This window comes from Variovorax sp. GrIS 2.14, from assembly GCF_046115955.1.
Lineage (GTDB): Bacteria > Pseudomonadota > Gammaproteobacteria > Burkholderiales > Burkholderiaceae_C > Variovorax.
This window is the reverse complement of record NZ_JBJXIA010000001.1, coordinates 317,963-339,816: the sequence shown is the minus strand read 5'-3', so window position 1 is coordinate 339,816 and position 21,854 is coordinate 317,963. Positions and strand designations below refer to the sequence as shown.

18 protein-coding genes are annotated in these 21,854 nt (G+C 65.1%); 10 read left to right on the top strand and 8 right to left on the bottom strand.

All coding sequences use genetic code 11. The features are described from left to right. Positions 1-15 precede the first annotated feature (15 nt). On the bottom strand, positions 16-1,161 hold the full coding sequence (locus RCH10_RS01640) for a murein transglycosylase A (RefSeq protein ID WP_409050993.1): 1,146 nt from the start codon (positions 1,159-1,161) through the stop codon (positions 16-18). Between RCH10_RS01640 and RCH10_RS01635 the strand changes: the two genes are divergently transcribed. Together RCH10_RS01635 and RCH10_RS01630 are read left to right on the top strand one after the other, a co-directional pair. Beyond that, positions 1,160-1,321: a hypothetical protein gene (locus RCH10_RS01635; protein ID WP_187053606.1), complete on the top strand. Its 162-nt coding sequence runs from the start codon at positions 1,160-1,162 to the stop codon at positions 1,319-1,321. The genes RCH10_RS01640 and RCH10_RS01635 overlap by 2 nt on opposite strands. A 49-nt stretch (positions 1,322-1,370) precedes the next feature. After that, on the top strand, positions 1,371-2,024 hold the full coding sequence (locus RCH10_RS01630) for an OmpA family protein (protein ID WP_409050992.1): 654 nt from the start codon (positions 1,371-1,373) through the stop codon (positions 2,022-2,024). Positions 2,025-2,061: 37 nt separating this feature from the next. Here the strand turns inward: RCH10_RS01630 and RCH10_RS01625 are convergent, their stop codons facing one another. Genes RCH10_RS01625 through RCH10_RS01615 form a run of 3 tightly spaced genes read right to left on the bottom strand, consistent with a single transcriptional unit; the run spans position 2,062 to position 9,023 of the window. Then, a complete protein-coding gene (locus RCH10_RS01625) occupies positions 2,062-2,688 on the bottom strand; it encodes a response regulator transcription factor (protein WP_409050991.1) in 627 nt (208 codons plus the stop codon). 14 nt (positions 2,689-2,702) lie between these two features. Continuing rightward, the gene (locus RCH10_RS01620) at positions 2,703-4,838 is read right to left on the bottom strand and encodes an ATP-binding protein (RefSeq protein WP_409050990.1); all 2,136 of its coding nucleotides are present in this window, start codon (positions 4,836-4,838) and stop codon (positions 2,703-2,705) included. Between the two features lie 60 nt (positions 4,839-4,898). Then, complete coding sequence (locus RCH10_RS01615; protein ID WP_409050989.1) at positions 4,899-9,023, bottom strand: YhdP family protein; 4,125 nt, start codon at positions 9,021-9,023, stop codon at positions 4,899-4,901. 25 nt (positions 9,024-9,048) lie between these two features. Between RCH10_RS01615 and glnE the strand changes: the two genes are divergently transcribed. Then, complete coding sequence (gene glnE / locus RCH10_RS01610; protein ID WP_409050988.1) at positions 9,049-11,856, top strand: bifunctional [glutamate--ammonia ligase]-adenylyl-L-tyrosine phosphorylase/[glutamate--ammonia-ligase] adenylyltransferase; 2,808 nt, start codon at positions 9,049-9,051, stop codon at positions 11,854-11,856. A 4-nt stretch (positions 11,857-11,860) separates the two neighbouring features. Further along, a complete protein-coding gene (locus RCH10_RS01605; RefSeq protein WP_409050987.1) occupies positions 11,861-12,916 on the top strand; it encodes a septal ring lytic transglycosylase RlpA family protein in 1,056 nt (351 codons plus the stop codon). A gap of 15 nt (positions 12,917-12,931) precedes the next feature. On the opposite strand, the gene RCH10_RS01600 is transcribed toward RCH10_RS01605, so the two are convergent. After that, positions 12,932-13,789 (bottom strand): ferritin-like domain-containing protein, encoded by an 858-nt coding sequence (locus tag RCH10_RS01600; protein WP_187053613.1) that lies wholly within the window; start codon positions 13,787-13,789, stop codon positions 12,932-12,934. Between the two features lie 220 nt (positions 13,790-14,009). On the opposite strand from RCH10_RS01600, the gene RCH10_RS01595 reads away from it, so the two are divergent. After that, positions 14,010-14,558: a glutathione peroxidase gene (locus tag RCH10_RS01595; RefSeq protein ID WP_409051318.1), complete on the top strand. Its 549-nt coding sequence runs from the start codon at positions 14,010-14,012 to the stop codon at positions 14,556-14,558. A 288-nt stretch (positions 14,559-14,846) separates the two neighbouring features. On the opposite strand, the gene RCH10_RS01590 is transcribed toward RCH10_RS01595, so the two are convergent. Further along, positions 14,847-15,458 (bottom strand): glutathione S-transferase N-terminal domain-containing protein, encoded by a 612-nt coding sequence (locus tag RCH10_RS01590; RefSeq protein ID WP_409050986.1) that lies wholly within the window; start codon positions 15,456-15,458, stop codon positions 14,847-14,849. 97 nt (positions 15,459-15,555) lie between these two features. Here RCH10_RS01590 and RCH10_RS01585 point away from each other — a divergent pair, with 97 nt between their 5' ends. Genes RCH10_RS01585 through RCH10_RS01570 form a run of 4 tightly spaced genes read left to right on the top strand, consistent with a single transcriptional unit; the run spans position 15,556 to position 19,829 of the window. Continuing rightward, positions 15,556-16,743, top strand: a complete 1,188-nt coding sequence (locus RCH10_RS01585) for a YjgN family protein (RefSeq protein WP_409050985.1) — start codon at positions 15,556-15,558, stop codon at positions 16,741-16,743. Positions 16,744-16,750: 7 nt separating this feature from the next. Beyond that, entirely contained in the window at positions 16,751-17,839 is a 1,089-nt protein-coding gene (locus tag RCH10_RS01580) for a M48 family metallopeptidase (RefSeq protein ID WP_409050984.1), read from the top strand. 50 nt (positions 17,840-17,889) lie between these two features. Further along, positions 17,890-19,269 (top strand): adenylosuccinate lyase, encoded by a 1,380-nt coding sequence (gene purB / locus RCH10_RS01575; RefSeq protein ID WP_409050983.1) that lies wholly within the window; start codon positions 17,890-17,892, stop codon positions 19,267-19,269. Then, entirely contained in the window at positions 19,269-19,829 is a 561-nt protein-coding gene (locus RCH10_RS01570; protein WP_187053618.1) for a YaeQ family protein, read from the top strand. The genes purB and RCH10_RS01570 overlap by 1 nt, the downstream gene beginning before the upstream one ends. A gap of 27 nt (positions 19,830-19,856) precedes the next feature. Here RCH10_RS01570 and RCH10_RS01565 read toward each other — a convergent pair whose 3' ends face one another. Both RCH10_RS01565 and RCH10_RS01560 read right to left on the bottom strand, forming a co-directional pair. Beyond that, positions 19,857-20,159: a putative signal transducing protein gene (locus tag RCH10_RS01565; protein ID WP_187053619.1), complete on the bottom strand. Its 303-nt coding sequence runs from the start codon at positions 20,157-20,159 to the stop codon at positions 19,857-19,859. 2 nt (positions 20,160-20,161) lie between these two features. After that, positions 20,162-20,614: a DUF3717 domain-containing protein gene (locus RCH10_RS01560; RefSeq protein ID WP_323500476.1), complete on the bottom strand. Its 453-nt coding sequence runs from the start codon at positions 20,612-20,614 to the stop codon at positions 20,162-20,164. 473 nt (positions 20,615-21,087) lie between these two features. On the opposite strand from RCH10_RS01560, the gene RCH10_RS01555 reads away from it, so the two are divergent. After that, positions 21,088-21,846 carry a TerC family protein gene (locus RCH10_RS01555; protein WP_409050982.1) on the top strand — a complete coding sequence of 253 codons (759 nt, stop codon included), beginning with the start codon at positions 21,088-21,090 and terminating at the stop codon, positions 21,844-21,846. The last annotated feature ends 8 nt before the right edge of the window (positions 21,847-21,854 follow it).

Genomic DNA, 21,854 nt, shown 5'->3' with positions numbered 1-21,854 from the left:
GACCCGAATTTCCGCTCAGGGCGTCGCAACCGCCTTCGGCCACAGCGCCCACAAGCGCAACGGCTGGTTCACCTTGGCGGCGAGCCGCCCCGCATCGATGCCGGTGCCGGCGAAGTAATCGGCGCGCACCGCGCCGAGGATGGCGCTGCCGGTGTCTTGCGCGACCACGAGCTTGGCGAGCTGCAAGGTTGGGCCGTTCGACGCGAGCCAGACCGGCGTGCCGTACGGAATGCTGTCGCGATCGACCGCGATGGAGCGACCGGCAGTGAGCGGCACGCCCTGCGCGCCGCGCGGGCCAGCGTCCACATCGGTCAACGCTTCTTCACGGAAAAACACGTACCGCGGGTTACTCCACAGCAGTTGCGGCACGCGCTGCGGGTTTTGCGCGGCCCAGGCCTTGGTGTCGTCGGGCCACTTGGTGACACGCGTGGCGCCTTGGCCGACGAGCCATGACTGGATGCTCTTGTAGGGCTGATCGTTCGTGCCGGCGAAAGCCACGCGCACCGTGCGTTGCGAGCCATCGGCTTCGGTGATGTGTAACCGGCCCGATCCCTGGATGTGCAGCATCATCATGTCGATGGGGTCGGTCAGCCATGCGATCTCGCGGCCGCGCAATGCGGCCTGTGCTTCGGGCACCGTGTCGATCTCTTGCCGGGTGAACCAGGGCCGTCGCGCACCGATGCTGGCAGGCGGTTGATAGAGCGGGACGCTGAACGCAGCGGTGGGCCGACGCGAGGCTTCGAACACCGGTTCGTAGTAGCTGGTGAGCTGACCATCGCTCTGGCCGGCAAGCGACTCGATGCGGTACGGTTGCAGCCGGTCGATCATCCACTGGCGCTGTTCGTCGGGGCTGCCGATCGACAGCCGCCGCACGTCGCCGCACAGTGGCTTGAACACCGCATTGGGCCGAGCGCAGTTCGACAGCAATGCGATCCAGCCTTCATGCAGCGGGTCTTCGACGAAGCCGGGAAGCTCGGTCCAGGCGACCGGCACCCAGCGGCTTTTGGGATGCATGAGCGAGCCCGTGAGCGGGCCGAGATCGGGCGGGGGCGTGGCGGCCGAAGGCACAGTGGCATCGGGCAGGCGCGGGCCGAAGGAGCACCCCGCCAGCATTGCCACTACCATCGCCACCCCAAGCCGCCACCGGAGTCCTTGTTTCATGGGTCTGATTTTGCTCGAAGCCTTCGCAGCCGGCGCGGTGCTTGTCCTCATCGTCTGGTGGACCATGTTCTCCGGCCGCAAGCGCGGTGAAATCGATGACACACCCGCACACAAGGACGGGGATGCGGCCGACGCTGACGACAAGCTGCCGCCAACATAGTCGCGACTCTTTCGCTAACCAGTTCAGTCACCGAGTCAAAGGGATCACCATGAAAAAACTCATTCTTGCAACAGCCACTGCTGCCGTCGTTTTGTCGGGCTGCGCCGGTATGACCGATACGCAACGCACCACCGGTGCGGGCGCCGGCATCGGCGCGTTGGCCGGTGCCGCCATCGGCTCCGCCACGGGCGGCAACCGCGGTGCGATCGGCACCGGTGCAGCGGTCGGCGCACTGGCCGGCGCAGCAGGCGGCTACTTCTGGTCGCAACGCATGGAAGCGCAAAAGCGCCAAATGGAACAGGCCACGCAAGGCACCGGCATCGCGGTCACGCAAACGGCCAACAACGAGCTCAAGCTGGCGATTCCGAGCGACGCGTCGTTCGACGTCGGCCGCGCCGCCATCAAGCCCAATCTCGCACCGGTGCTCGACCAGTTCGCGACCGGCCTGCGCAACAACGCGAATGCCGACGTGCGCATCATCGGCCACACCGACAACACCGGTTCCGACGCCATCAACAACCCGTTGTCGGTCGAACGCGCCGCCAGCACGCGCGACTATCTGGTCTCGCGCGGCGTGCGCTCCTCGGCAATCAACATCGATGGCCGCGGTTCGCGCGAGCCGGTGGCCAACAACGCGACCGACAGTGGCCGCGCACAAAACCGCCGCATCGAAATCTACGTGGGCGAGCGTCCGCAGGGCTGATGACTCGGGCTTCGGCCTGAATCGATTGGGGCTCGTCCTAGGCCGGCCGCAGCAGGTTGGCGAGCTCGACGGCCGACCTGACCTCCATCTTTTCGAACAGCCGCGCACGGTGCACTTCGACCGTGCGCACGCTGATCGATAGCTGGTCGGCGATCAGCTTGTTGGGCAGGCCTTCGACGACGAGCCGCATCACCTCGCGCTCGCGCTCCGTGAGTTCTGCGATGCGATCGGTAAGCCGGCGCTGCGCCTGCTTGCGGTCCAGCGATCGCAGCGATGCGCCCAGCGCGTGCTCGATGCGATCGACCAGCGCGTTGTCTGAAAACGGCTTCTCGCAAAAGTCGAACGCGCCACGCTTGACCAGGTCCACTGCGGTCGGCACATCGGCATGGCCGGTCAAGAAAATCACCGGCATCGCATCGAGCAGACCTCGCTCTGCCAACCGATCGAACAACACGAGCCCGCTGGTGCCGGGCATGCGCACGTCGAGCAGCAGGCAATGCGGCCGCTCGGTCACCGGCATGTCGATCAGCCGCTCTTCGAACGCCTCGGCGGTGGCGAAGTGTTCGCTCTCCAGCCGACGCGAGCGCAGCAGCCACGCCAATGCTTCGCGCACGCTGGCGTCGTCGTCGACGATAAAGATGAGGGCATCGTTCAGCGGTTGCACGGACGTATGTTCTTTCAGGCAGCGGGCAAGGTAAAGCGGAACACGGTGCCGCGCGGCCGATGCGGTGCATAGACCAACGCACCGCCATGTTGTTCGACGACCGTGCGACACAGGCTCAGGCCGAGCCCCATGCCGTCGGCCCGCGTGGTGAAGAAGGGCGTGAAGAGCCGCTCTTCGACGTCCTTGCTGATGCCACTGCCGATGTCGGCCACCGAGAACTCGACCCAGCGACGGACTTCAGAGGCGCGTGCGATGCCATTGCTGTAGCCGTCTCTGCTATCGGTGCCACCAGCCAGCAGCACGCGCAACTGCAGCACGCGCTCCACCAGCTCGGGCATGTCCATTGCCTGCATTGCATTGCGCGCCAGGTTGAGCAGCACCTGCTCGACCAGCGTGCGGTCGCACAGCACGGCCGGCAACGTGTCTTCGAGCGCCATGTCGATGCGCACTGAGAGCTTGCGCGCCTGCAATTGCACCAGCGGCAGCACGGCATCGATGAGCGCACGTGGCGCCACCGCCTCGCGCGTGCGGTCGCGCCGCCGCACGAAGTCATGCACGCTGCGAATCACCTGCCCGGCGCGGTCGGCCTGCTCGGCGATGCGGCGCACGGCCATCGCGACTTCGACATTGGTGTCGATCACCGCGCCACGGTCCGCGTCGCCCCGATCGGCTCCACCTTCGAGCAGGTTGAGCGAGCCGCTCGCATAGCTGGCAATCGCCGCGAGCGGCTGCGCAAGTTCGTGGCTCAGCAGCGAGGCCATCTCGCCCACGGTCGCGAGTCTGGCGCTGGCCTGCAGCCGCTCCTGGCTGGCGCGCGACAGTTCTTCGATGCGACGCTGCTCGCTGACATCGATGAAGGCGCTCATCCAGCCGGTTTGCACGCGCTGTGCGTTGAGCAGCGGCGCTTCGAAGATCAGCACCGGAAAGCGCGAGCCATCCTTGCGCATGAAGACCGATTCGAAGCCTTCGCGCGGTGGCATGCCGCCGGCCAGACGATGCGCCTGTCGCTGCTGATATTCGTGCGCCAGTTCGGTCGGCCAATAGGGCGCCTCGGGCATGCCGGGGGCATCGCGATGACCCGACTCCGATCCAGCCGTCTCCCCGTGCACGGCCACCAATTCTTCTGCGCTGAAGCCGACCATCTCGCAGAAGGCCGGGTTGACATAAGTGAGCCGGCCACGGAGGTCGCGCGCGCGCAGGCCGGTGATCACCGAGTCTTCCATCGCCTTGCGGAACGCGAGCGTCTCGGCAAGTTCGAACTCCGCCTTGAGGCGCCTCCGCGTGTCGCGTGCCAGCAGCACCAGCACCGACACCAGCGCGATCGAGATGGCAGTCACCAGCGCGGTCAGCAGGTTGGGGAAGATATCGGGCGCAGCGCGCCAGCCGTCGACGCGCAGCATGAGCGTGACGCCCGGCAAGTCGACCAGCTGCTGCGAAGTGAAGATGCGCGTGCCGGCGCGACGGCGCACGCCGATGATGGCGAGACGCGTGCCATCGGGCTCGGCAAAGGCGACCTCCTGGCCGCGTGCGAGCGTCGGGCCGAGCAGCTCGGTCAGCATGTCGCGCAAGCCATAGGTCGCAACCAGATAACCGCCCTCGACCGGCACGCACAGCTCCATCAGTTCGATGCCACCGCCTTCGGGCATCGGCACGTAGTGGCTCGGCGAATAGGCCGGTGCCACCAGCTTGCGCGCTGTGGTGCAGGCCAGCGCCACATCGTTTTGCTCGCTGCCCCGCGTGACCTTGTCGAAGATGCGCATGCGATAGGGTGTTTCGAGCACAGCCAAAGGCATCAGACCCGCATCGCGCCGCTCCAGCCGGACCATCTCGCGGTGCTCGCGCAGCAGCGCTGCTGCCTCGGGTGGCCACGCTGCATCGCCTGGCGCGTTTTGCGCGGGCAACCGCAACGCACGCAGGCTTTGAATGTTGCGCTGCAGACTTGCGCGCAAATCAGCTACTGCGTCGGTGGTGTCGCGATCGAGCGCGGCCTGGGCCTGCTCGACCTCATGGCGCCCCGCCAGCCAGACCACGGTGCCCAGCAATGCAAGCACGAGCATGGCGAGCAACAGCCACAGATACCAGCGCTGCCAGGCGTTGCGCTCGAAGCCAGGGACGCTCACCACACGCTCATGCTTCGAGCGGCAAGGCATGCGTGCGCGCCAGATTGACCCCGCACGAGACGGCGGAAACCATCTGGATCGCAGCGACTTTCATTGCTTGATCTCCGTGTTGGACGGTATGCCAGGCGGCGGCGTCGATCCCGCCAGTGGCGTTCGGCGCGCCACCTTGGTGATCTTCGGGTCGGTCCACGAGCCTTCGATCTGGAACTCCTGTGTGGCGGCTGCGGACAACGGCTTACTCAGCAACCACTGCGCCAGGAAGGTGCCGAGCCCGATGGCCGGATTGATCGCAGTAGCGACCAGCGCAGCCGTGCCGGCCGTGATCTCGGGCACCACCACCACGCGCAAATTTTGCGTCTCGCGCGCAATGTCGGCCGAGCCCTCCAGTAACGCCGCGGCGTTCACGCCCTTCATCTGCAGGTTGTTGGTGATGGCCGTGCCATCGACGATGCGGGCATCGCCGCGCACGAAATCGAAGGAGAAGCCCTGGCTGAACACATCCCGGAAATCGAGCGTGAGGCGGCGCGGCAGGGCTTGCAGATTCAGCACGCCCAGCAGCTTGGCCAAGCCCGGGTCGGCCTTCAAAAACTGGCCTGATTCGACATCGACCTGCAGTTGTCCGTTGAGGCTCGGATAGTCGAGCGAGAACGGTGATCCTTGCCAGTCCACATCACCGCCCAGCTTGCCTTTGCCGCGGCGCAGAACGTCCTTCATGCCGAAGCGATTGAGCAGAGCCCCGGCATCGGCGATGTCGAGCTTGAAGTTCATCGAAGTGCGACGCGGTGCGGCACGGCCACGCGGCGCCGCACCTGGCACTGCCGCCCACGAACCCTGCGCTGTGAAGGTGGCTTCAGGCATCGTGAGGCTGAGCTTGTTGAGCTTCCATTCGCGCGTTGCGCCGCCGAGGTTGACGGCATCGATTTCGGCACGGCCGAGCCGCTTGCCGAGCAGCTCGAAATCATCGACCACCACATCGAGCGCAGGCAGCGTGTCGGGTTGCTCGTCGAGCAGCGATTCGACCGCGTGCGCCTCGCTCGGCGCGATCTTCAAGCGCGCCAGTCGCGCGTGCAATCGACCTGCCTGCGTATGCCGATATTCGGCATAGCCACTCAGTTCGACGGCGTCGATGTTGGCCCGCCACAGCGTGCCGTCGCGCGTGCCGCCTAGCACCACGTCGTGCAGCGTGCGGCCCGACACCGCGAGCTCCTTGGCGCGCACGGCGATCAGCGTCGGCAGATACGAGAGCGCATCGTCGGCGCTGGTGGCGTTGGCCACGGCCTCGGGCGCACTGCCGGTGGTCTCGGTGAAGAGCGCCTGCCAGGCCGCGAGGTCGAGCCGCGGGAGGTTGATGTTGGCCTGCACACCATTTGGTGGCGGCGCAGCGGCTTCGCCCGCGTTGAGCCCGACTGCGATGAAGCCGCGCAGCACCTTGGCATCGTCGCCCGACACATCGCGGACGTACTGCGCCGATGCGACCTTGCCGAGTTCGACCGACAACTGGTCTTGCACCAGAGGCGTGCGGCCGGCGCGGGCCTCGCGCGACAACACTTTCTTCTCGACCTTGAGCGGCATCGCTTCGTCGGCTGGCTTGGCAAGTGGCGCAGGCAATTGCAGCCCGAGGCCGACGAGGCTGCTGGTCAGCAGGAACTCCGGCGTGCCGTCGCGCACCGACAGCGAGGCTGCATAGCCAGCGCTGCCGGTCGCCTTGGTTGCCAGCCGCGCAAGCCAGTCGACCTCACGCGCGGCATGCAAGCCTTCAGCGGTCACGGTGCCCGTCGCCTTGAAGCTCAGGTCTTGCGGCGTGGCGCCCGCCCCCACGGCTGATCCACCAAAGCGTCCCTTGCCTTCGATGTGCGTTTCGCCGCCCATCAAACGCGCCTGCACGCCGGCCAGCGAGAAACCGCCTTCGGTGAAGTTCAGGGTGCCGCGCGCCTGCGTCAGCGCCGGTGCTTCGGGCACGAGTTGCAGATCGTTGTCGGTCAGCGCGATGCTGGCCTGTACCTTTGCCTTGTCGACCGCCGCAAGCGGCAGGTCGAGCTTGAGCCGGTAGTCCGCATTGCCGGTAGCGCGCACCTTGCCCATCGGCTCGCCGAGCGGGCCAGCCAGCACCGCGCCGGCATGCAGCAGCTCGGCCAGCGGCCCGCGCGCCTGTGCATCGACCTTCAGCAGCGCGGCCGGGTGCGCCATGTCGGCGATCTGCGCTTCGGCCTTTTCGATCTCGATGCCGGGCGCGCCGACGATGCGGCCACGCGCGTTGCGCACCAGCAGGCCGGCGCGCTCGAACACCAGTTCGCCGGAAAGGCGATCGAGCGCCGGCCAGACGACGGCGGGCGACACGCCCCGCGCCAAGGCGCCGGTCGATTTGGCGAGCTGCGGCGGCACGTAGGCGTAGGTCACATCGGCCACCTTGGCCGCGATGCGAAAGTCGCCATCGCGCGGGTCCATGAAGGGCATGTCGTGCAGGTCGCCCTTGACGCGAAACTCGACGATGCTGGCGCTACCCTTGTTGACGGCATCGCGCACGTAGTCGCGGGTCGGTTTGGGGATGTCGAGCGGCAGGTAGCGAAACACCCGCGTGCCGTCGGCGCGTGTCAGCTTGCCCTGCAGGTCGAGCACGCCCGGGTGGCGGCTCTTGCCATGCGACACGGCCGGATCGCTGGTGCGCCAGGTGGCTTCGGCCTCGCCCTCGGCATCGGCGTTGGCAAAGCGCGCTTTCGACACCTGCACCTGCACCTTGTCGCCGTCGAGCTTCCATTGCAGTTGCGACGACAGCTGGTCGATCGGTACCACCGGCTCTTCGAACACGCCGGGCAAATCGAGCGCGCCCTTGCCGATCGACAAGCTCGCGGTGCCGCCGGCCTGGCTGGCATCGAACTCGGCGGTGGCACCGCGCAAGCCCGGCGTGCCGATGCGCACACCTTCCGGTGGCGCTTGCGACGCCAGGCTGAAGCCGCTGACACGCCCTTTGGCCTGGTAGGTCTCAAGCGCATCGAACGGGCCTTGCCAACGCGTGTCAATGCGCTCGACCAGGCCGCGCGGCGCGAACGATTCGATGGCCTTGTGCGTGGCATCGCCCAACGGCAGACGATCGGCGATGAACGCGAGCGCGCCCAGGTCGAGACGATCGGCCTTGAATGCGCCGTGCTCCGCCGTCTTGCCGCGCGCCGGCGTGTGCTGAAACCACAGGTTGCCGCCGGGCCAGCGCGAGCCGTCGGCGGTATCGAACTGCAGGTCGCGCGTCGAGAATTCGAGCGTCTGGTCCTTCAACTGGCCGGCCAGTCGTCCGGTCACCGCGCGCAGCACCAGCGGCTGCAGCTTGTCGCCGAGCGAGGCATCGATTCGCGCCAGCCCGAGATCGGCCGCGCCGCCGACGAGCTTGCCGTCGTCCACATCGGCCCAGACGCGCAACGCGCCGTTGCCTTCGCGAATGCGCGCGTCGAGCGCCACGTAGCGACCGAGCCGCGTGGCATCGATGTTCGGCAGGTCGGCGTAGATCTGCCCGTTCCAGCTTTGCCACTTGCCGCTGTGCACCGACAGCAGGGGCTGGCGGAACTGGCCCCGCAACGTGAAGCGGTCCCCCCAACCTGCGGGCGGCGTGGCGTCGAGCCGCAACGCATGGCGCCGCGCGCTGTTGCGCGAGACGAACTCCACATTGGTCAGTAGCACCGGTTCGGCACGGCGACGCTCGTCGGTCCAGCGCACCGTGCCGCCCTGGATGATGAATTCGCGCTGGCCGAAGAACCAATCGGCCGCGCGCGTTTCTCCGGTGGTGTCGGTCGACACATCGAGACCAGCGACATGCAGCTTGCCTGCGGCATCGAGTCGCACTTCGAGCTGCGGGCTTTCGATATAGAGCTGCTCGAAGTTGGTCTTCCAGAGCGACCGCGGCGACACGCTCGCCACCACGCGCGACAGGCGCAACGCGTCGCGCTGTTGGGCGTCTTGCAGCACCACGTCGCGCAGCTCGAAAGTGGGGAACAAACCGGTCGATTGCGCGGTGATGGAACCGATGCGAACAGGTACCCCGATGACCCTGCTGGCTTGTGCCTCGAGCGCACCGCGGTATTCGCCGATTCGCGGCACAATCCAACCGTGTAGGACAAGCACTGACAGCGCGAAGACCAGCCACGCGCCCATCAGCAAACCCAACAGCCAGCGCGCCGTGACAGCGGTGACTTTGAGCAGACGTGAAGGGGAAGACACCGTGTCGTTCATTGAGAGTCGCGCTGTATCAGGAATTATGACTGCCAGCCTCCAGACGGGTTCCACCGAAGACGGTGATAAGACAGCCGGTGCCGCGTTGGCGCCGCTGGCTTCACCGTTGTCGTCGCACTCGCGCTTCGTGCAGCGACTGCGACGCCGATACGCGGCTGAATTGACCCTGCTGCCGAAGGGCACACCGACGCGCGCAACGATGCAGATCGCCTTCGATGCGTTGCAGGCACGCGGCGACAAAGTGAGTGGTGTCAACGTTGCCGACGCGCTGCGCACCGTGCGCCAGTTGGTGATGGAGCGCCTGGCCGTGCTCGACTGCGACGAAGGCGCACCGCTCGCCGATGTCGTTCGCGCCGTGACCGAGCTGGCCGAGTTCGCACTCGATGTCGCCTGCCGCACCGCGTTGTCGGAACTCGAAGCCATCCACGGCGCGCCGCTTGGTGAAGAAGAAAAGGCTGGCCAAGTCGCGCAATTGTGGGTCGTCGGCATGGGCAAGCTCGGCGCGCGCGAACTCAACGTTTCGAGCGACATCGACCTTATCTACCTGTACGACCACGACGGCGAAACGGCGGGCAACGCCGAAGGCCGCGGCAAGCTGTCGAACCAGGAATATTTCGCGCGGGCGGTCAAGCGCATCTATGCGCTGGTCGGAGACACAACGGAGCACGGCTTCGTCTTTCGCATCGACCTGGCATTGCGTCCCAATGGCAACTCCGGGCCAACCGTGGTGTCGCTCGACGCGCTCGAGGAATACTTGCAGGTGCAGGGCCGCGAGTGGGAACGCTTTGCGTGGCTCAAGAGCCGCGTGGTGGCGCCTTCGTCGGCGGTAGCCGATGGCTCGGCACAGGCGCTGCGCGGCGTGGTGCTGCCGTTCGTCTTTCGTCGCTACCTCGACTACAGCGTGTTCGATTCGCTGCGCATCCTGCATCGGCAGATCCGCGAACAGTCGGCGCGCCGCAGCGCCGGGCGGCCGGAGCGGGCCAACGACGTCAAGCTGTCGCGTGGAGGCATCCGCGAGATCGAGTTCACCGTGCAATTGCTGCAGGTGGTGCGCGGCGGGCAGTTCCCGGAGCTGCGCACGCGGCCCACGCTCGACGCCTTGCAGCGGCTGGCACGCGCTGGCCTGATGCCGCAGGAAACCGCGGATGCGATGGCCGCTGCCTATGAATTTTTGCGCCGTGTCGAACACCGCATCCAGTACCTCGACGACCAGCAGACGCACATGCTGCCGGTCAGCGACGACGACCTGCGCTGGATCGCTGCGACTCTGGGTTTCAACGGCGTCTGCCCGTTTTTGGAACAGCTCGATACGCACCGCGAGTTCGTCGCGGAGGAGTTCGACAAGCTGCTCGGCGGCGAAAAGAACTGCAGCAAATGCAAAGGCGGCAAGAGCAGCGGCACCTCGGGCGAACTGGCAGATTTGATCGACAGCCTGCCGCCGGCTTTCGGTGAGCGCATCAAGGCGTGGTGCGAGCATCCGCGCATCCTGGCGTTGCGCGACGACACGCGGGCACGCTTGCGGCAGTTGGTGCAGCGCACCGCCCAATGGCTGCGCGAGCCCGACAGCGATGGCCCCGGCCAGATATCGCGCCACACCGATGCTGCGCTGCGCTGGGCCGACTGGATCGAGCCGCTGCTGCGGCGCGAAAGCTACCTGGCGTTGCTGGTCGAACGGCCCGCCGTACAGGAGCGCTTGCTGCGCTTGCTGGGCTCGGCCAAATGGCCGGCGCGCTACCTCACGCAAAACCCGGGCGTCATCGATGAACTGGCCAGCGACGAAATGCTCCTGGGCCGCTTCGACGCCGCCGACTTCGAGCGCGAACTGGAAGCGCGGCATGCATCGCTGCGCGGCACCGGCGAGGCCGACGAAGAGCGCCTGCTCAACCTGCTGCGCCATGCACATCATGCCGAGCTGTTTCGCACACTGGCACGCGATGTCGATGGTCGTATCACAGTCGAGCAAGTGGCCGACGACCTGAGCGCGCTGGCCGACGTGGTGTTGCGCGTGACCGCGCGCTGGTGCTGGAAGCAGGTGCGCAACCCGCATCGCGACGAGCCGCAGTGCGCCATCATCGGCTACGGCAAACTAGGCGGCAAAGAGCTCGGCTACGGCAGCGATCTCGACATCGTTTTCGTCTACGAAGACGACGACGAGCGCGCCGGCGACGTGTACGCGACCTATGTGCGCAAGCTGATCAACTGGCTCACCGTGAAAACGCGTGAGGGCGACCTCTTCGACATCGATACGGCCCTGCGTCCTAACGGCAACTCGGGCTTGCTTGCCAGCAGCTTCGCGGCCTACGAAAGGTACCAGCTGGGCCGCGGCAGCAACACGGCGTGGACGTGGGAGCACCAGGCCATGACGCGTGCCCGCTTCGTGCTCGGTGATGCCGCGCTCGGCGCGCGTTTCGACGCGGTGCGGGAGGCCGTCATCGTGGCGCCACGCGACCGCGACGCGTTGAAAGCCGAGATCATCGCGATGCGCGACAAGGTGCGCGCCGCCAGGCCGGTGAAGGCCGGCAAATTCGACGTCAAGCACAGCCGCGGCGGCATGGTCGATGCCGAATTCGCAGTGCAATTCCTCGTGCTCTGCGCAGCCAAGGCGCACCCGGAACTGATCGACAACGTCGGCAACATCGCGCTGCTGCTGCGGGCCGAAGCCGCCGGGTTGCTGCCTGAAGGCGTCGGGCGCGGTGCTGCTTCGGCGTACCGCGAATTGCGCCGTGTGCAGCATCGGGCGCGTCTCAACGAAGAGCCGACGCAGGTCGACCTGCCGGGCCTGGCGGTCGAGCGCGAAGCGATGCTGGCGCTGTGGAAGGCCGTGTTTGGTTGAGGCGATGACGCGGTCGTCGACCGTCTCGGCAGTTGCTGTGGCGATGGCCGCGGCCGTGCTGCTCGCTGGCTGTGCCAGCGGACCGCGCGGTGGTCGCGATGGCGCGCCGTCGAATCCTCCTTCAGGACTGTCGCGCACGCCCGACGCCGAACCCCGCGTCGAAACCATCCGTGGCACCAATGGCACCAATGGCACCAGCAAGCCCTACACCGTGCTCGGCCGTTCGTATGTACCGATTGCCGACGATCGCTCCTTCAAGGAAACAGGACTGGCGTCGTGGTACGGCAGCAAGTTTCACAGTCAGTCGACAGCCAGCGGCGAACCCTACGACATGTACGCCATGACGGCCGCGCACAAGACGCTGCCGCTGCCGAGCTACGTGCGCGTGCGCAATCCGGCCAACGGGCGCGAGGCGATCGTGCGGGTGAACGACCGCGGCCCGTTCCACGACGATCGGGTCATCGACCTCAGCTATGCGGCGGCGGCCAAGCTGGACTTGCTGCGCGGCGTGGCGCCGGTCGAGATCGAGCGAATCACGAACCAGCAGATTCAGGCGGGAACATGGCGGCGCAGCGGCGACGCCGCGGCCTTCGCGTCGGCAGGACCGCAGACCGAGCAAACGATGGCGCCTGTCGCAACGCTGTCGCCTTTGCCGACCTCTTCTCAGAGCGTCGAAGTGCCTGCGGTTTTCACGACGCCGGTGGTTTCTTCGCCGCGCGCTGAAGTCGCGGATCTGCCGGCGATGCAGCCATTGGCGCCATTGGCTTCAAGTGCACCAACCGGGTCGACCACGCCTGCCGCCGACGCGCCACCCGGCATGTCGACCGCAGGCTTCTGGGTGCAACTGGGCGCCTTCAGCCAGCGCGACGGCGCCATCGCCTTTCAGCAGAAGATGGCGACGACGATGCCGCAACTCGCGGCCAACCTCAATGTGTTCAGCGAGGGCAACACCCATCGCGTTCAGGCGGGGCCCTACGCCTCGCGGGACATCGCTCGCAGCACGGCGGAGCAAGTGCGAAACGGCCTGCAACTGGCGCCGATCGTCGTCGAGCGGCGCTGAACCAGGCGCCCTGTTTCAAGCGCCCTGGTAAACCGTCTTCGGAGCGATCGTCGCCGCCAGCTCCTTGCGGTAGCGGTTCAGCTCCTGCACGGTCTTGAAGCTGCGGTTCATCAACAGGCTCAGGTTGTGCAGGATGCGCTCACCGACCTTGCTCTCCCACACCGCATCGAACTTGATCTGGTTGTCGAGCCAATGCTCGAGCCAGTCCGGATCGGGCATGCGGCTCTGGATCGTGTCGCGCGGAAAGTGCGCCTTGCTCACGTGCAGGTTGGTAGGGTGCAGCGCCTGGGCCGTGCGGCGCGCGCTGGCCATCAACACGCCGACCTTGGTGAAAGCGGCACGCGCTTCGTCACCGAACTTTTCCATCGCACGCTTCATGTAGCGCAGATAGGCGCCGCCGTGGCGCGCTTCGTCCTGGCTCAACGTGGTGTAGATGTGCTTGATGACCGGCTCTGTATGCCATTCGGCGGCGCGGCGATACCAATGGTTGAGGCGAATCTCGCCGCAGAAATGCAGCATGAGCGTTTCGAGCGGCGGCGCCGGATCGAAATCGAAGCGCACGTCGTGCAGCTCCTGCTCGGTCGGCGCGTGCTGGGGGCTGAAGCGCTTGAGGTATTCCATCAGCACCAATGAATGCTTTTGCTCCTCGAAAAACCAGATCGACATGAATGCCGAAAAATCACTGTCGTGCCGGTTGTCGCGCAAAAACATCTCGGTGGCCGGCAGCGCCGCCCACTCGGTAATGGCATTCATCTTGATCGTCTGAGCCTGCTCTTCGGTGAGCTTGGTCGCGTCGAATGACTGCCACGGAATATCCCGCTCCATGTCCCAACGGACGGATTCGAGTTGTCTGAAAAGTTCCGGGTAGAGCATTCAAATCTTTCTAAGGCAGGCGGATTTTAATAGGCACGTTCAGCACGCCTGTGACAACCGCGCGATGATGTGGGTACGCGCATCTTTCTCGAACAGATGCGCCCCTTCTATTTGCAGGAGATTCCCCATGCGAATTACCGTCTTGAAACCTGCTTTTCGTTCTACGCCAACTCTCGCGTTCGCCCTCACCTGTGTAGTGTCTCTTGCCCTGTTTGCGCAGATGGCACGCGCTCAGAGTTCACCGGCTACGGCCCTTGGGGCTGCCGCCGCGCCATACGGCGCCGGCGCATGCCCCGCCATCCTGAACTACACCTTCCCCCGGCTGCAAGACGAAAAGCCCCAGTCGCTGTGCCAGTACAGCGGCAAGGTCGTGCTGATCGTCAACACGGCGAGCTTTTGCGGATTCACGCCGCAGTACAAGGGGCTCGAAGCGCTCGATACCAAGTACCGGTCGCGCGGGTTGGTGGTGTTGGGCTTCCCATCGAATGACTTCTCGCAGGAATCGGGCTCGAACAAAGAGATCGCCGACTTTTGCGAAAGTACCTTCGGCGTGAAATTTCCGATGTTCTCGAAAAGCTCGGTTCGCGGCAGCGAAGCCAACCCGCTTTTCAAACAACTTGCCAAAATTTCGGGCACCACGCCGAAATGGAACTTCTATAAATACCTGATCGGCCGGGACGGCAAAGTGGTCGATGCGTATTCGAGCATGACCGCGCCGGAAGACCGCAGCTTCATTCGCGAACTCGAAAAGCAGCTCGGCGCAGATTAGGCCGACCCGAGCTTGGCGCGCCGCATTTCGACTTCACAAATGTTTACGAAGACACCGGGAACTGGCTGACGCGCAAGGCTCTCATAACTGGCTCGGGCGCCAAAGAAAGCCCGTCAGTTTTCATGTTGCGAGGTCTTCCGAATGCTTTTCGTTCGGTCGAAATCCCGAGGCGATTCTTCTCCTCCTCCCTCCCTCCCTTCTTCGCGTCGGGGCACCTCGCAACATTTTTGTACGAAAGAAAAACGGCACCCTCGGGTGCCGTTTTCATTGGTGCAGTGCGATGTGCCTTCAGGGCTGGGTGTCGGCAAAACTCGGACGCAACATCAACTTGTCGTGGAGCTTCGCGAGATTCCCGTGATTGGCGCGCCAATCGATCTCCGGAAAGCGATAGGTGAGCCAGCCCAGCGCGCAACCGACCGCGATGTCCGACAGGCTCAGGTGAATGCCGCTGCAAAAAGGCTTGTCGCCCAAGCCCTTGGCCATGGCGGCAATGCCGTTCTCGATCTTGACGCTCTGGCGGTCCATCCACGCCTGACTGCGCTCGGTGTCGGCACGGTTCGACCAGGTGGCTTCGAGCCGCCACGCGATACCGGCGTCCATGACGCCATCGGCCAGCGCTTCCCAGGTTTTGACTTCGGCCCGCTCGCGGCTTTGCGCCGGAATGAGCTTGCCGACCGGCGACAGCGTGTCGAGATACTCGACGATCACGCGCGAATCGAACATGGCCTCGCTGCCATCCATGATCAGGCAAGGCACTTTGCCGAGCGGGTTGGACGTCGAGATGGTGCTGTCGGCCGCCCAGACGTCTTCGATCACGAACTGGTATTCGAGTCGCTTTTCGGCCAGCACCACGCGCACCTTGCGCACATAGGGGCTGGCAGCAGATCCGATCAATTTCATGTGGACTCTCTCCCTCGGGTGACGTGTAGTTTCGACCTCATTCTAGGGGACGGTGCAGGGCAAAATGTCGGGCACTAACAACGCAGGGAGAAGGATCATGGGCATAGACATGCAGATCGAGGCGCGGCCGGAAAGCGGGCCACCGCACCGCCATCCGATCGAATTCACGGCGAGCGGCAGCGAGTATTTCCGCATCTGGATCGTCAACCTGCTGCTGATCGTCGTGACGCTCGGGCTCTACCTGCCATGGGCCAAAGTGCGCAAGCTCAAATATTTCTACAGCAACACCTGGGTCGGCGGCGACGCGCTCGACTTTCATGGCCAGCCGGTCAAGATGCTGCGCGGCACGCTCATTGCCGCCGCCTTCCTGATCGTCTACTCGGTCGGCAGCAATTTCTCTGGCTGGGCGGCGTTGTTCGCGGCGCTGGCGTTCGTCTTGCTGTGGCCGGCGCTGTTCCGCGCATCGATGCGCTTCCGGCTCGCCAACACCAGTTGGCGCGGGCTGCGCTTTCACTTTGCCGGCAGCACGCGCGGCGCGTATGCGGCGATGCTGCCGCCGCTTGCGCTCGCACTGTTGCCCGTGGCGCTGGCGGGTGCATTGGCTGGCCCGACCGACGGCATCAAGCCGGGCACCTTGCCCGTGTTGGCGACATCGCTGGTCGGCATCGGTATGACGATCTTCTTTCTCGGCCTGCCCTACTTTCTCTGGCGCCTGAAGCGCTACCAGCACAACCACTACGCGATCGGCGGCCTGCAAACGCGCCTCAGCGCCGACGTGGGCGTGCTCTACGGCATCTTCATCAAGTTGATGGGCCTGGGGTTCGTGGCGGTGATTGCGTTGCTCGGCGTCGTGGCCATCTTCGCGTTCACCGGCTATGCGAGCCGCAAGAGCGGCGGCGGCCTGGGCGCGACCTTCATCATCCTGTCGTTCGTGCTCGGCATCGGCGGCGTCTTCTTGCTCAACGTGCTGCCCAAGTCGTACCTGCAAGTGCGCCTGCAGAACCTGCTCTGGTCGACCACCGGCAACGACCTCATGCGCTTCGACAGCCAATTGAAGCTCAAGCGCTATCTGCCATTGCAGTTCAAGAACTATCTGCTGATCTTTTTGACGCTGGGCCTGTACTGGCCGTTTGCGGTGATCGGCACGCGGCGCGCGCAACTGGAAGCCGTGGTGCTTGAAACGCGCATTGCGCTCGACGACATCACGCAGACCGCGGCGCGTGAAAACCCGACGGCGGCGGGTGACATGGCTGCGGATCTGTTCGGCATGGACATCGGGTTGTGAGCCTTTGGTGAGCGAGGCTCCACACGACGCGCTGTCGGCGCGCTTCTTCGACGGCGTCCACAGCCGGCCGCACGCCGCGCTGCTGCAAACGCGCGAACGCATGCTTCTCATCACGCCCACCGAAGAGGGCGCGTTCGCGCCGCTGTCCGTGCCCCTCAGCGCGGTCCGCTGGCCCGAGCGCACCCGCCATGGGGGACGCCTCGCGCAGCTGCCCGACGGCGCGAGCCTGCAAGCGCTCGACGTGGGTGCCTGGGACGACTGGGTCGGCCGCCACCATCGAAACGACAGCTGGGTGGTGCGCGCGCAGCAAACCTGGCGCAGCGTCGCAGTCGCGCTGGTGCTGCTCCTCGGCGCTGTCGCCGCGATGTACCAATGGGGCTTGCCCTGGGTCGCCACAGGCGTGACGGCGGCCGTGCCGCGCAGTGTCGACGCGCTGGTCGGGCAGCAGGTGCTGGCGTCGCTCGACGACAGCTTGCTCAAGCCGACGACCTTGCCGCCAGACGCCCAGCAGCGCATCCGCGACGGCTTCGCGCGGATGATCCATCGGGCCCATCCCGATGGCGCGCCCGAGGTGCAGCTCGAGTTCCGCAGCGCCCGCGATCCGCGCTTCGGACCCAACGCACTGGCGCTGCCCGGCGGCACCATCGTGCTGACCGACGCGCTGGTCGAGCTCATGCCGGGCAACGACGATGCCGTGCTCGGCGTGCTGGGACACGAGTTCGGCCATGTGCTGCGACGCCACGCGATGCGGCAACTGGTGCAGGCGTCGGCGGTGGGCTTCGCTGTGTCGATCGCTTTCGGCGACTACGGCACGCTGATCGGCAGCGCGCCCGTGTTGCTGGCCACGCTCGGCTATTCGCGCGACCTGGAGCGCGAAGCCGATGCCGAATCCGTGCGGCTGATGCGCGCCAGCGGCATCTCGCCGCGCGCCATGGCGACTTTCTTCGAGGCGCTCGAGCGTTGGCGCACAGATCGAAACGGTAAGAAGGGCGAAAAGGACGGCACGGCAGGTGACGATGCGATCGGGCTGGCGTTCTCGTCGCATCCCGCGACCGCAGAGCGCATCGAGTTCTTCAAAAACGCCGCGCAGGAGTAAGAGCCGCTGTGGCCATTTAGGCCCCGGTCTCCGCCGCCTAAAATTGGCCCATGGCCTTCTCTACCGTTTCCGCTCTTTCCCCCCTCGATGGCCGCTACGCGTCGCGACTCTCGGCGCTCCGCCCGTTGATGAGCGAGCAGGGCTACATGCACCGTCGCGTGCAAGTCGAGGTGGCCTGGTTCATCGCGCTCTCGGACTGCGGCTTCGTCGAGTTCAAGCCGCTCACCGGCGGCGCGCGCAAGTATTTGCTCGGCCTCGTCTCGCATTTCAGCGAAGCCGATGCGCTCGCGATCAAGGAGATCGAAAAGGTCACCAACCACGACGTGAAAGCCGTCGAGTACTGGATCAAGTCCAAGTTCGAGGCGCGGCCGGAGCTGCTCTCCGCCGCGGAGTTCGTGCACTTCGCCTGCACCAGCGAAGACATCAACAACACCAGCCATGCGCTGCAGATTCAGGCCGCGCGCGACGTCGTCGTGCTGCCCGCCATCGACGGGCTCATCACCAAGCTGCGCGATATGGCCCACCAGTTCGCCGACGTCTCCATGCTGGCGCGCACGCACGGCCAGACGGCGAGCCCGACCACCGTCGGCAAAGAGATCGCCAACGTCGCGGTGCGCCTGGCCAAGGCCCGCGAGCAGATCGCCAAGGTCGACCTGCTCGGCAAGATGAACGGCGCTGTCGGAAACTACAACGCGCACATGGCGGCGTGGCCCGATTTCGATTGGGAGGCGTTCAGCCGCAAGGTCGTCGAGACGCCGGCACCCCTCGGATTGGGCCTGACGTTTCAGCCCTACAGCATCCAGATCGAACCGCACGACTACATGGCCGAGTTGTTCGACGCCGTGGCGCGTGCCGACACCATCCTCATCGACTTCTCGCGTGACATCTGGGGCTACGTGAGCCTCGGCTATTTCAAGCAGCGGCTGAAGAAGGGCGAGATCGGCTCATCCACCATGCCGCACAAGGTCAACCCGATCGACTTCGAAAACGCGGAAGGCAATCTCGGCCTCGCCAACGCCCTGCTGCGGCACCTTAGCGAAAAGCTGCCCATCAGCCGCTGGCAACGCGACCTCACCGACAGCACCGTGCTGCGCAACGTCGGCGTGGCTTTCGGCTATGCCGTGCTGGCGTACTCGAGCCTCTCGATCGGCCTCGGCAAACTGGAGCTGAACGAAGAAGCGCTCGCCGACGACCTCGACGCATCATGGGAAGTGCTGGCCGAACCGATCCAGACCGTGATGCGCCGCTTCGGCGTGCAGGGCGCGTACGAACAGTTGAAAGAAGTGACGCGCGGCAAGACGGTGACGTCTGAAGCACTGCACGGATTGATCCGCTCGCTGGAGATTCCCGAGACGGAAAAAGAGCGGCTGCTGGCGATGACGCCTGCGAGCTACATCGGCAAGGCAGCAGAGCTGGCGAAGCGCGCCTGATGGCACTCAAATCCACCATCTTCAAAGCGAACCTCGCGGTCGCCGACATCGACCACAGCTACTACGCGGACCATCAACTCACGCTGGCGCGGCATCCGAGCGAGAACGACGAACGGATGATGATTCGGCTCATCGCGCTGGCGCTCAACGCCTACAAGCTGCAGAGCGTGTGCGATGGCGATGGCGTGCTGGCCTTTGGCGCGGGGCTGTCGAACCCGGACGATCCGGATGTGTCGCTGCGCGATTTCACTGGGCGCACGCGCGTGTGGATCGAGGTCGGTCAGCCTGAAGAAAAGCCGCTCATCAAGGCTTGCGGCAAGGCAGACGAGGTGCTGTTGTATTGCTTCAGCCATGCGGCCGGCATCTGGTGGAAGGGCATCGAAACCAAGCTGACGCGGCCGCAGAATTTGCAGGTGTGGCGCGTGCCGAGCGAGACGTCGCAGGCTGTCGCTGCACTGGCGCAGCGCAGCATGCAATTGCAGGCGACGATTCAGGAAGGCACGTTGATGCTGGGCGATGGCGTGAAGAGCATCGACATCGAGCTGATTCGGCTCAAATAGAGCCAGCCGCAGCGCCGCAGCAAGAGTTCAGGCCGGCATCATCCGGCCGCAGTGCCAGCATTGCTCGAAGCCGCCTTCGACCAGCTCACCGCACTCGCACACCCATCGGCGTTGCGGTCGGTTCTTCAACTCGTGCAGCAAGCGCTCGGCAGTTTCGAGCTGCGTCGCGTCGTCGATCCATATTTCAGGCAGGCACTGGTCGGGCGGCAACTGGCCGGCAGCCGCACCGAGGTACTCGCGCTGCACCGTCGCGCCAATGCCGTCTTCGCGAAGCGCGTGCGCCCAGAGCGTCGCGATCGCGAGGTTGGGTGCTTGCGCGAGTCGGCGCATGGTCAGCCCGGTGGCTTGGTGTCGGTGCCGTCATCGGGCCAGACCTGCTCCGCTTCACGCGCCCGCTCGGCGTACTTGTTGAAGCGCCAGGCCGTGTCTTCCATCGTGATGCGGCGCCAGGTCTCGCGCTTGGCAGCCGGCGTCATCGCGGGCCAGTGCTGCACCTCGCCGAAGGTGCGGCCACAGCCCTTGCACTCATCGTCGCCCTGACTCGTGGAGCAGATCGCGATGCAGGGCGTGTCGGGCGTCGTCTCATACCAAGTAAGCCATGCTGCCCATGCATCTTTCGGGAAGCCGACCTCGTCGACGTAGTCTTCATGGTGATAGACCATGAGCGCGTAGACCTCTGCGAGGTCGCGAATTTCAGGCGCCAGTGTGATGCCGTCTGGGGAAGGCTTTTTGTCGCGCCAGAAGTTGATGGCGGCCTCGATGTCGGTGATGTGAATGGCGGCCATACGGAAAACAAGCGGGAAGAAAACAGCGAGCTGGAGAGTGAAACTCATCATAGACGGGCAATGTCCCAAGCGTTGTCATGGGTTTGTTCGCTCTTAAATTGATAGCACTGATGCCAGTGGCAGCGCGGCTTCTGCCATCGATTCTTTTAAGCGCAATGATTTTTGGGGTTGTCAGCCGTCGAAGGCCGATGTTCTAATCTGGACACGAAGGGGAGTAGCTCCCGCCCGTTGCATCTACTGCAGCGGATATCGACAGGTCGTCAATACGGAGCCTCATGCTTCCGGCCTGTCGGGCAACGCGCAGTGCATCAGAGCAGTGCGCGATGTCGAGCAAGACCTTCGATTGAACCTGTTGTCAGGTTGGTCGAAGCGTCGTTTGCAAGCCCCCCGGCACACCCGGTCTTTCATTCAAACGTTCCGACCCATGCGGCACCGGACCAGTAGAACGAAAAACAGATCGGAGTGCTTTGCACATGGAGTTTCTTTCAGCCCCCTGGTGGTCGGCCCTGCTGGCGATCATCGTCATCGACCTGGTGCTCGCCGGCGACAACGCGATCGTCATTGCGCTCGCGGCACGCCGGTTGCCACCCAAGCTGCAGAAGAAGGCCATCGCCTGGGGGACCGTCGGCGCCATCGTGCTGCGCTCGGCCATGACCATCGGCGTGGTGTGGCTGCTGAAGGTGCCGGGGTTGATGCTGGTCGGCGGTGTCGGCCTGCTGTGGATCGCCTACAAGCTCATTGCCGACTCAAGCGGGGAACAGGAACACGGGGCCGGCGCGTCCACCTTCTGGGGCGCGATGAAGACCATCGTGGTGGCCGATGCGCTGATGGGCATCGACAACGTGCTCGGCGTGGCCGGCGCGGCGCACGGCGAGTTCGGCCTGGTCGTCATCGGCCTGGTGATCAGCATTCCGATCGTGGTGTTCGGCAGCACCCTGGTGTTGAAACTGGTCGAGCGCTATCCGTCGATCACGTACATCGGCGCGGCAGTGCTCGCGTACACCGCCGCCAAGATGATCGTGGCGGAACCGTTCCTCGCCGACATCTTCGGCACGCGTGGGGCGCCCGCCACTGCGTTGCGCTACGCAGTCGAAGCCGCCTGCATCGCCCTGGTGCTGGGCGCAGCCTGGCTCGCGACGCGCAAGCCTTCAGCGGAACGTTCCGCCAAAGGCGAAGCGCCCGAACAACAACAACAACAACAAGACAAGACGCCGCACCCGGAGCGACCTTGAACGTTTGA

Excerpts from the sequence above, each read along its gene's own strand:
- RCH10_RS01635 (WP_187053606.1), top strand. The coding sequence starts at position 1,160 with ATGGGTCTGATTTTGCTCGAAGCCTTCGCAGCCGGCGCGGTGCTTGTC.
- RCH10_RS01640 (WP_409050993.1), bottom strand. The coding sequence starts at position 1,161 with ATGAAACAAGGACTCCGGTGGCGGCTTGGGGTGGCGATGGTAGTGGCA.
- RCH10_RS01630 (WP_409050992.1), top strand. The coding sequence starts at position 1,371 with ATGAAAAAACTCATTCTTGCAACAGCCACTGCTGCCGTCGTTTTGTCG.
- RCH10_RS01620 (WP_409050990.1), bottom strand. The coding sequence starts at position 4,838 with ATGCCTTGCCGCTCGAAGCATGAGCGTGTGGTGAGCGTCCCTGGCTTC.
- RCH10_RS01615 (WP_409050989.1), bottom strand. The coding sequence starts at position 9,023 with ATGAACGACACGGTGTCTTCCCCTTCACGTCTGCTCAAAGTCACCGCT.
- glnE (WP_409050988.1), top strand. The coding sequence starts at position 9,049 with ATGACTGCCAGCCTCCAGACGGGTTCCACCGAAGACGGTGATAAGACA.
- RCH10_RS01605 (WP_409050987.1), top strand. The coding sequence starts at position 11,861 with ATGACGCGGTCGTCGACCGTCTCGGCAGTTGCTGTGGCGATGGCCGCG.
- RCH10_RS01600 (WP_187053613.1), bottom strand. The coding sequence starts at position 13,789 with ATGCTCTACCCGGAACTTTTCAGACAACTCGAATCCGTCCGTTGGGAC.
- RCH10_RS01595 (WP_409051318.1), top strand. The coding sequence starts at position 14,010 with ATGGCACGCGCTCAGAGTTCACCGGCTACGGCCCTTGGGGCTGCCGCC.
- RCH10_RS01590 (WP_409050986.1), bottom strand. The coding sequence starts at position 15,458 with ATGAAATTGATCGGATCTGCTGCCAGCCCCTATGTGCGCAAGGTGCGC.
- RCH10_RS01585 (WP_409050985.1), top strand. The coding sequence starts at position 15,556 with ATGGGCATAGACATGCAGATCGAGGCGCGGCCGGAAAGCGGGCCACCG.
- purB (WP_409050983.1), top strand. The coding sequence starts at position 17,890 with ATGGCCTTCTCTACCGTTTCCGCTCTTTCCCCCCTCGATGGCCGCTAC.
- RCH10_RS01570 (WP_187053618.1), top strand. The coding sequence starts at position 19,269 with ATGGCACTCAAATCCACCATCTTCAAAGCGAACCTCGCGGTCGCCGAC.
- RCH10_RS01565 (WP_187053619.1), bottom strand. The coding sequence starts at position 20,159 with ATGCGCCGACTCGCGCAAGCACCCAACCTCGCGATCGCGACGCTCTGG.
- RCH10_RS01560 (WP_323500476.1), bottom strand. The coding sequence starts at position 20,614 with ATGGCCGCCATTCACATCACCGACATCGAGGCCGCCATCAACTTCTGG.
- RCH10_RS01555 (WP_409050982.1), top strand. The coding sequence starts at position 21,088 with ATGGAGTTTCTTTCAGCCCCCTGGTGGTCGGCCCTGCTGGCGATCATC.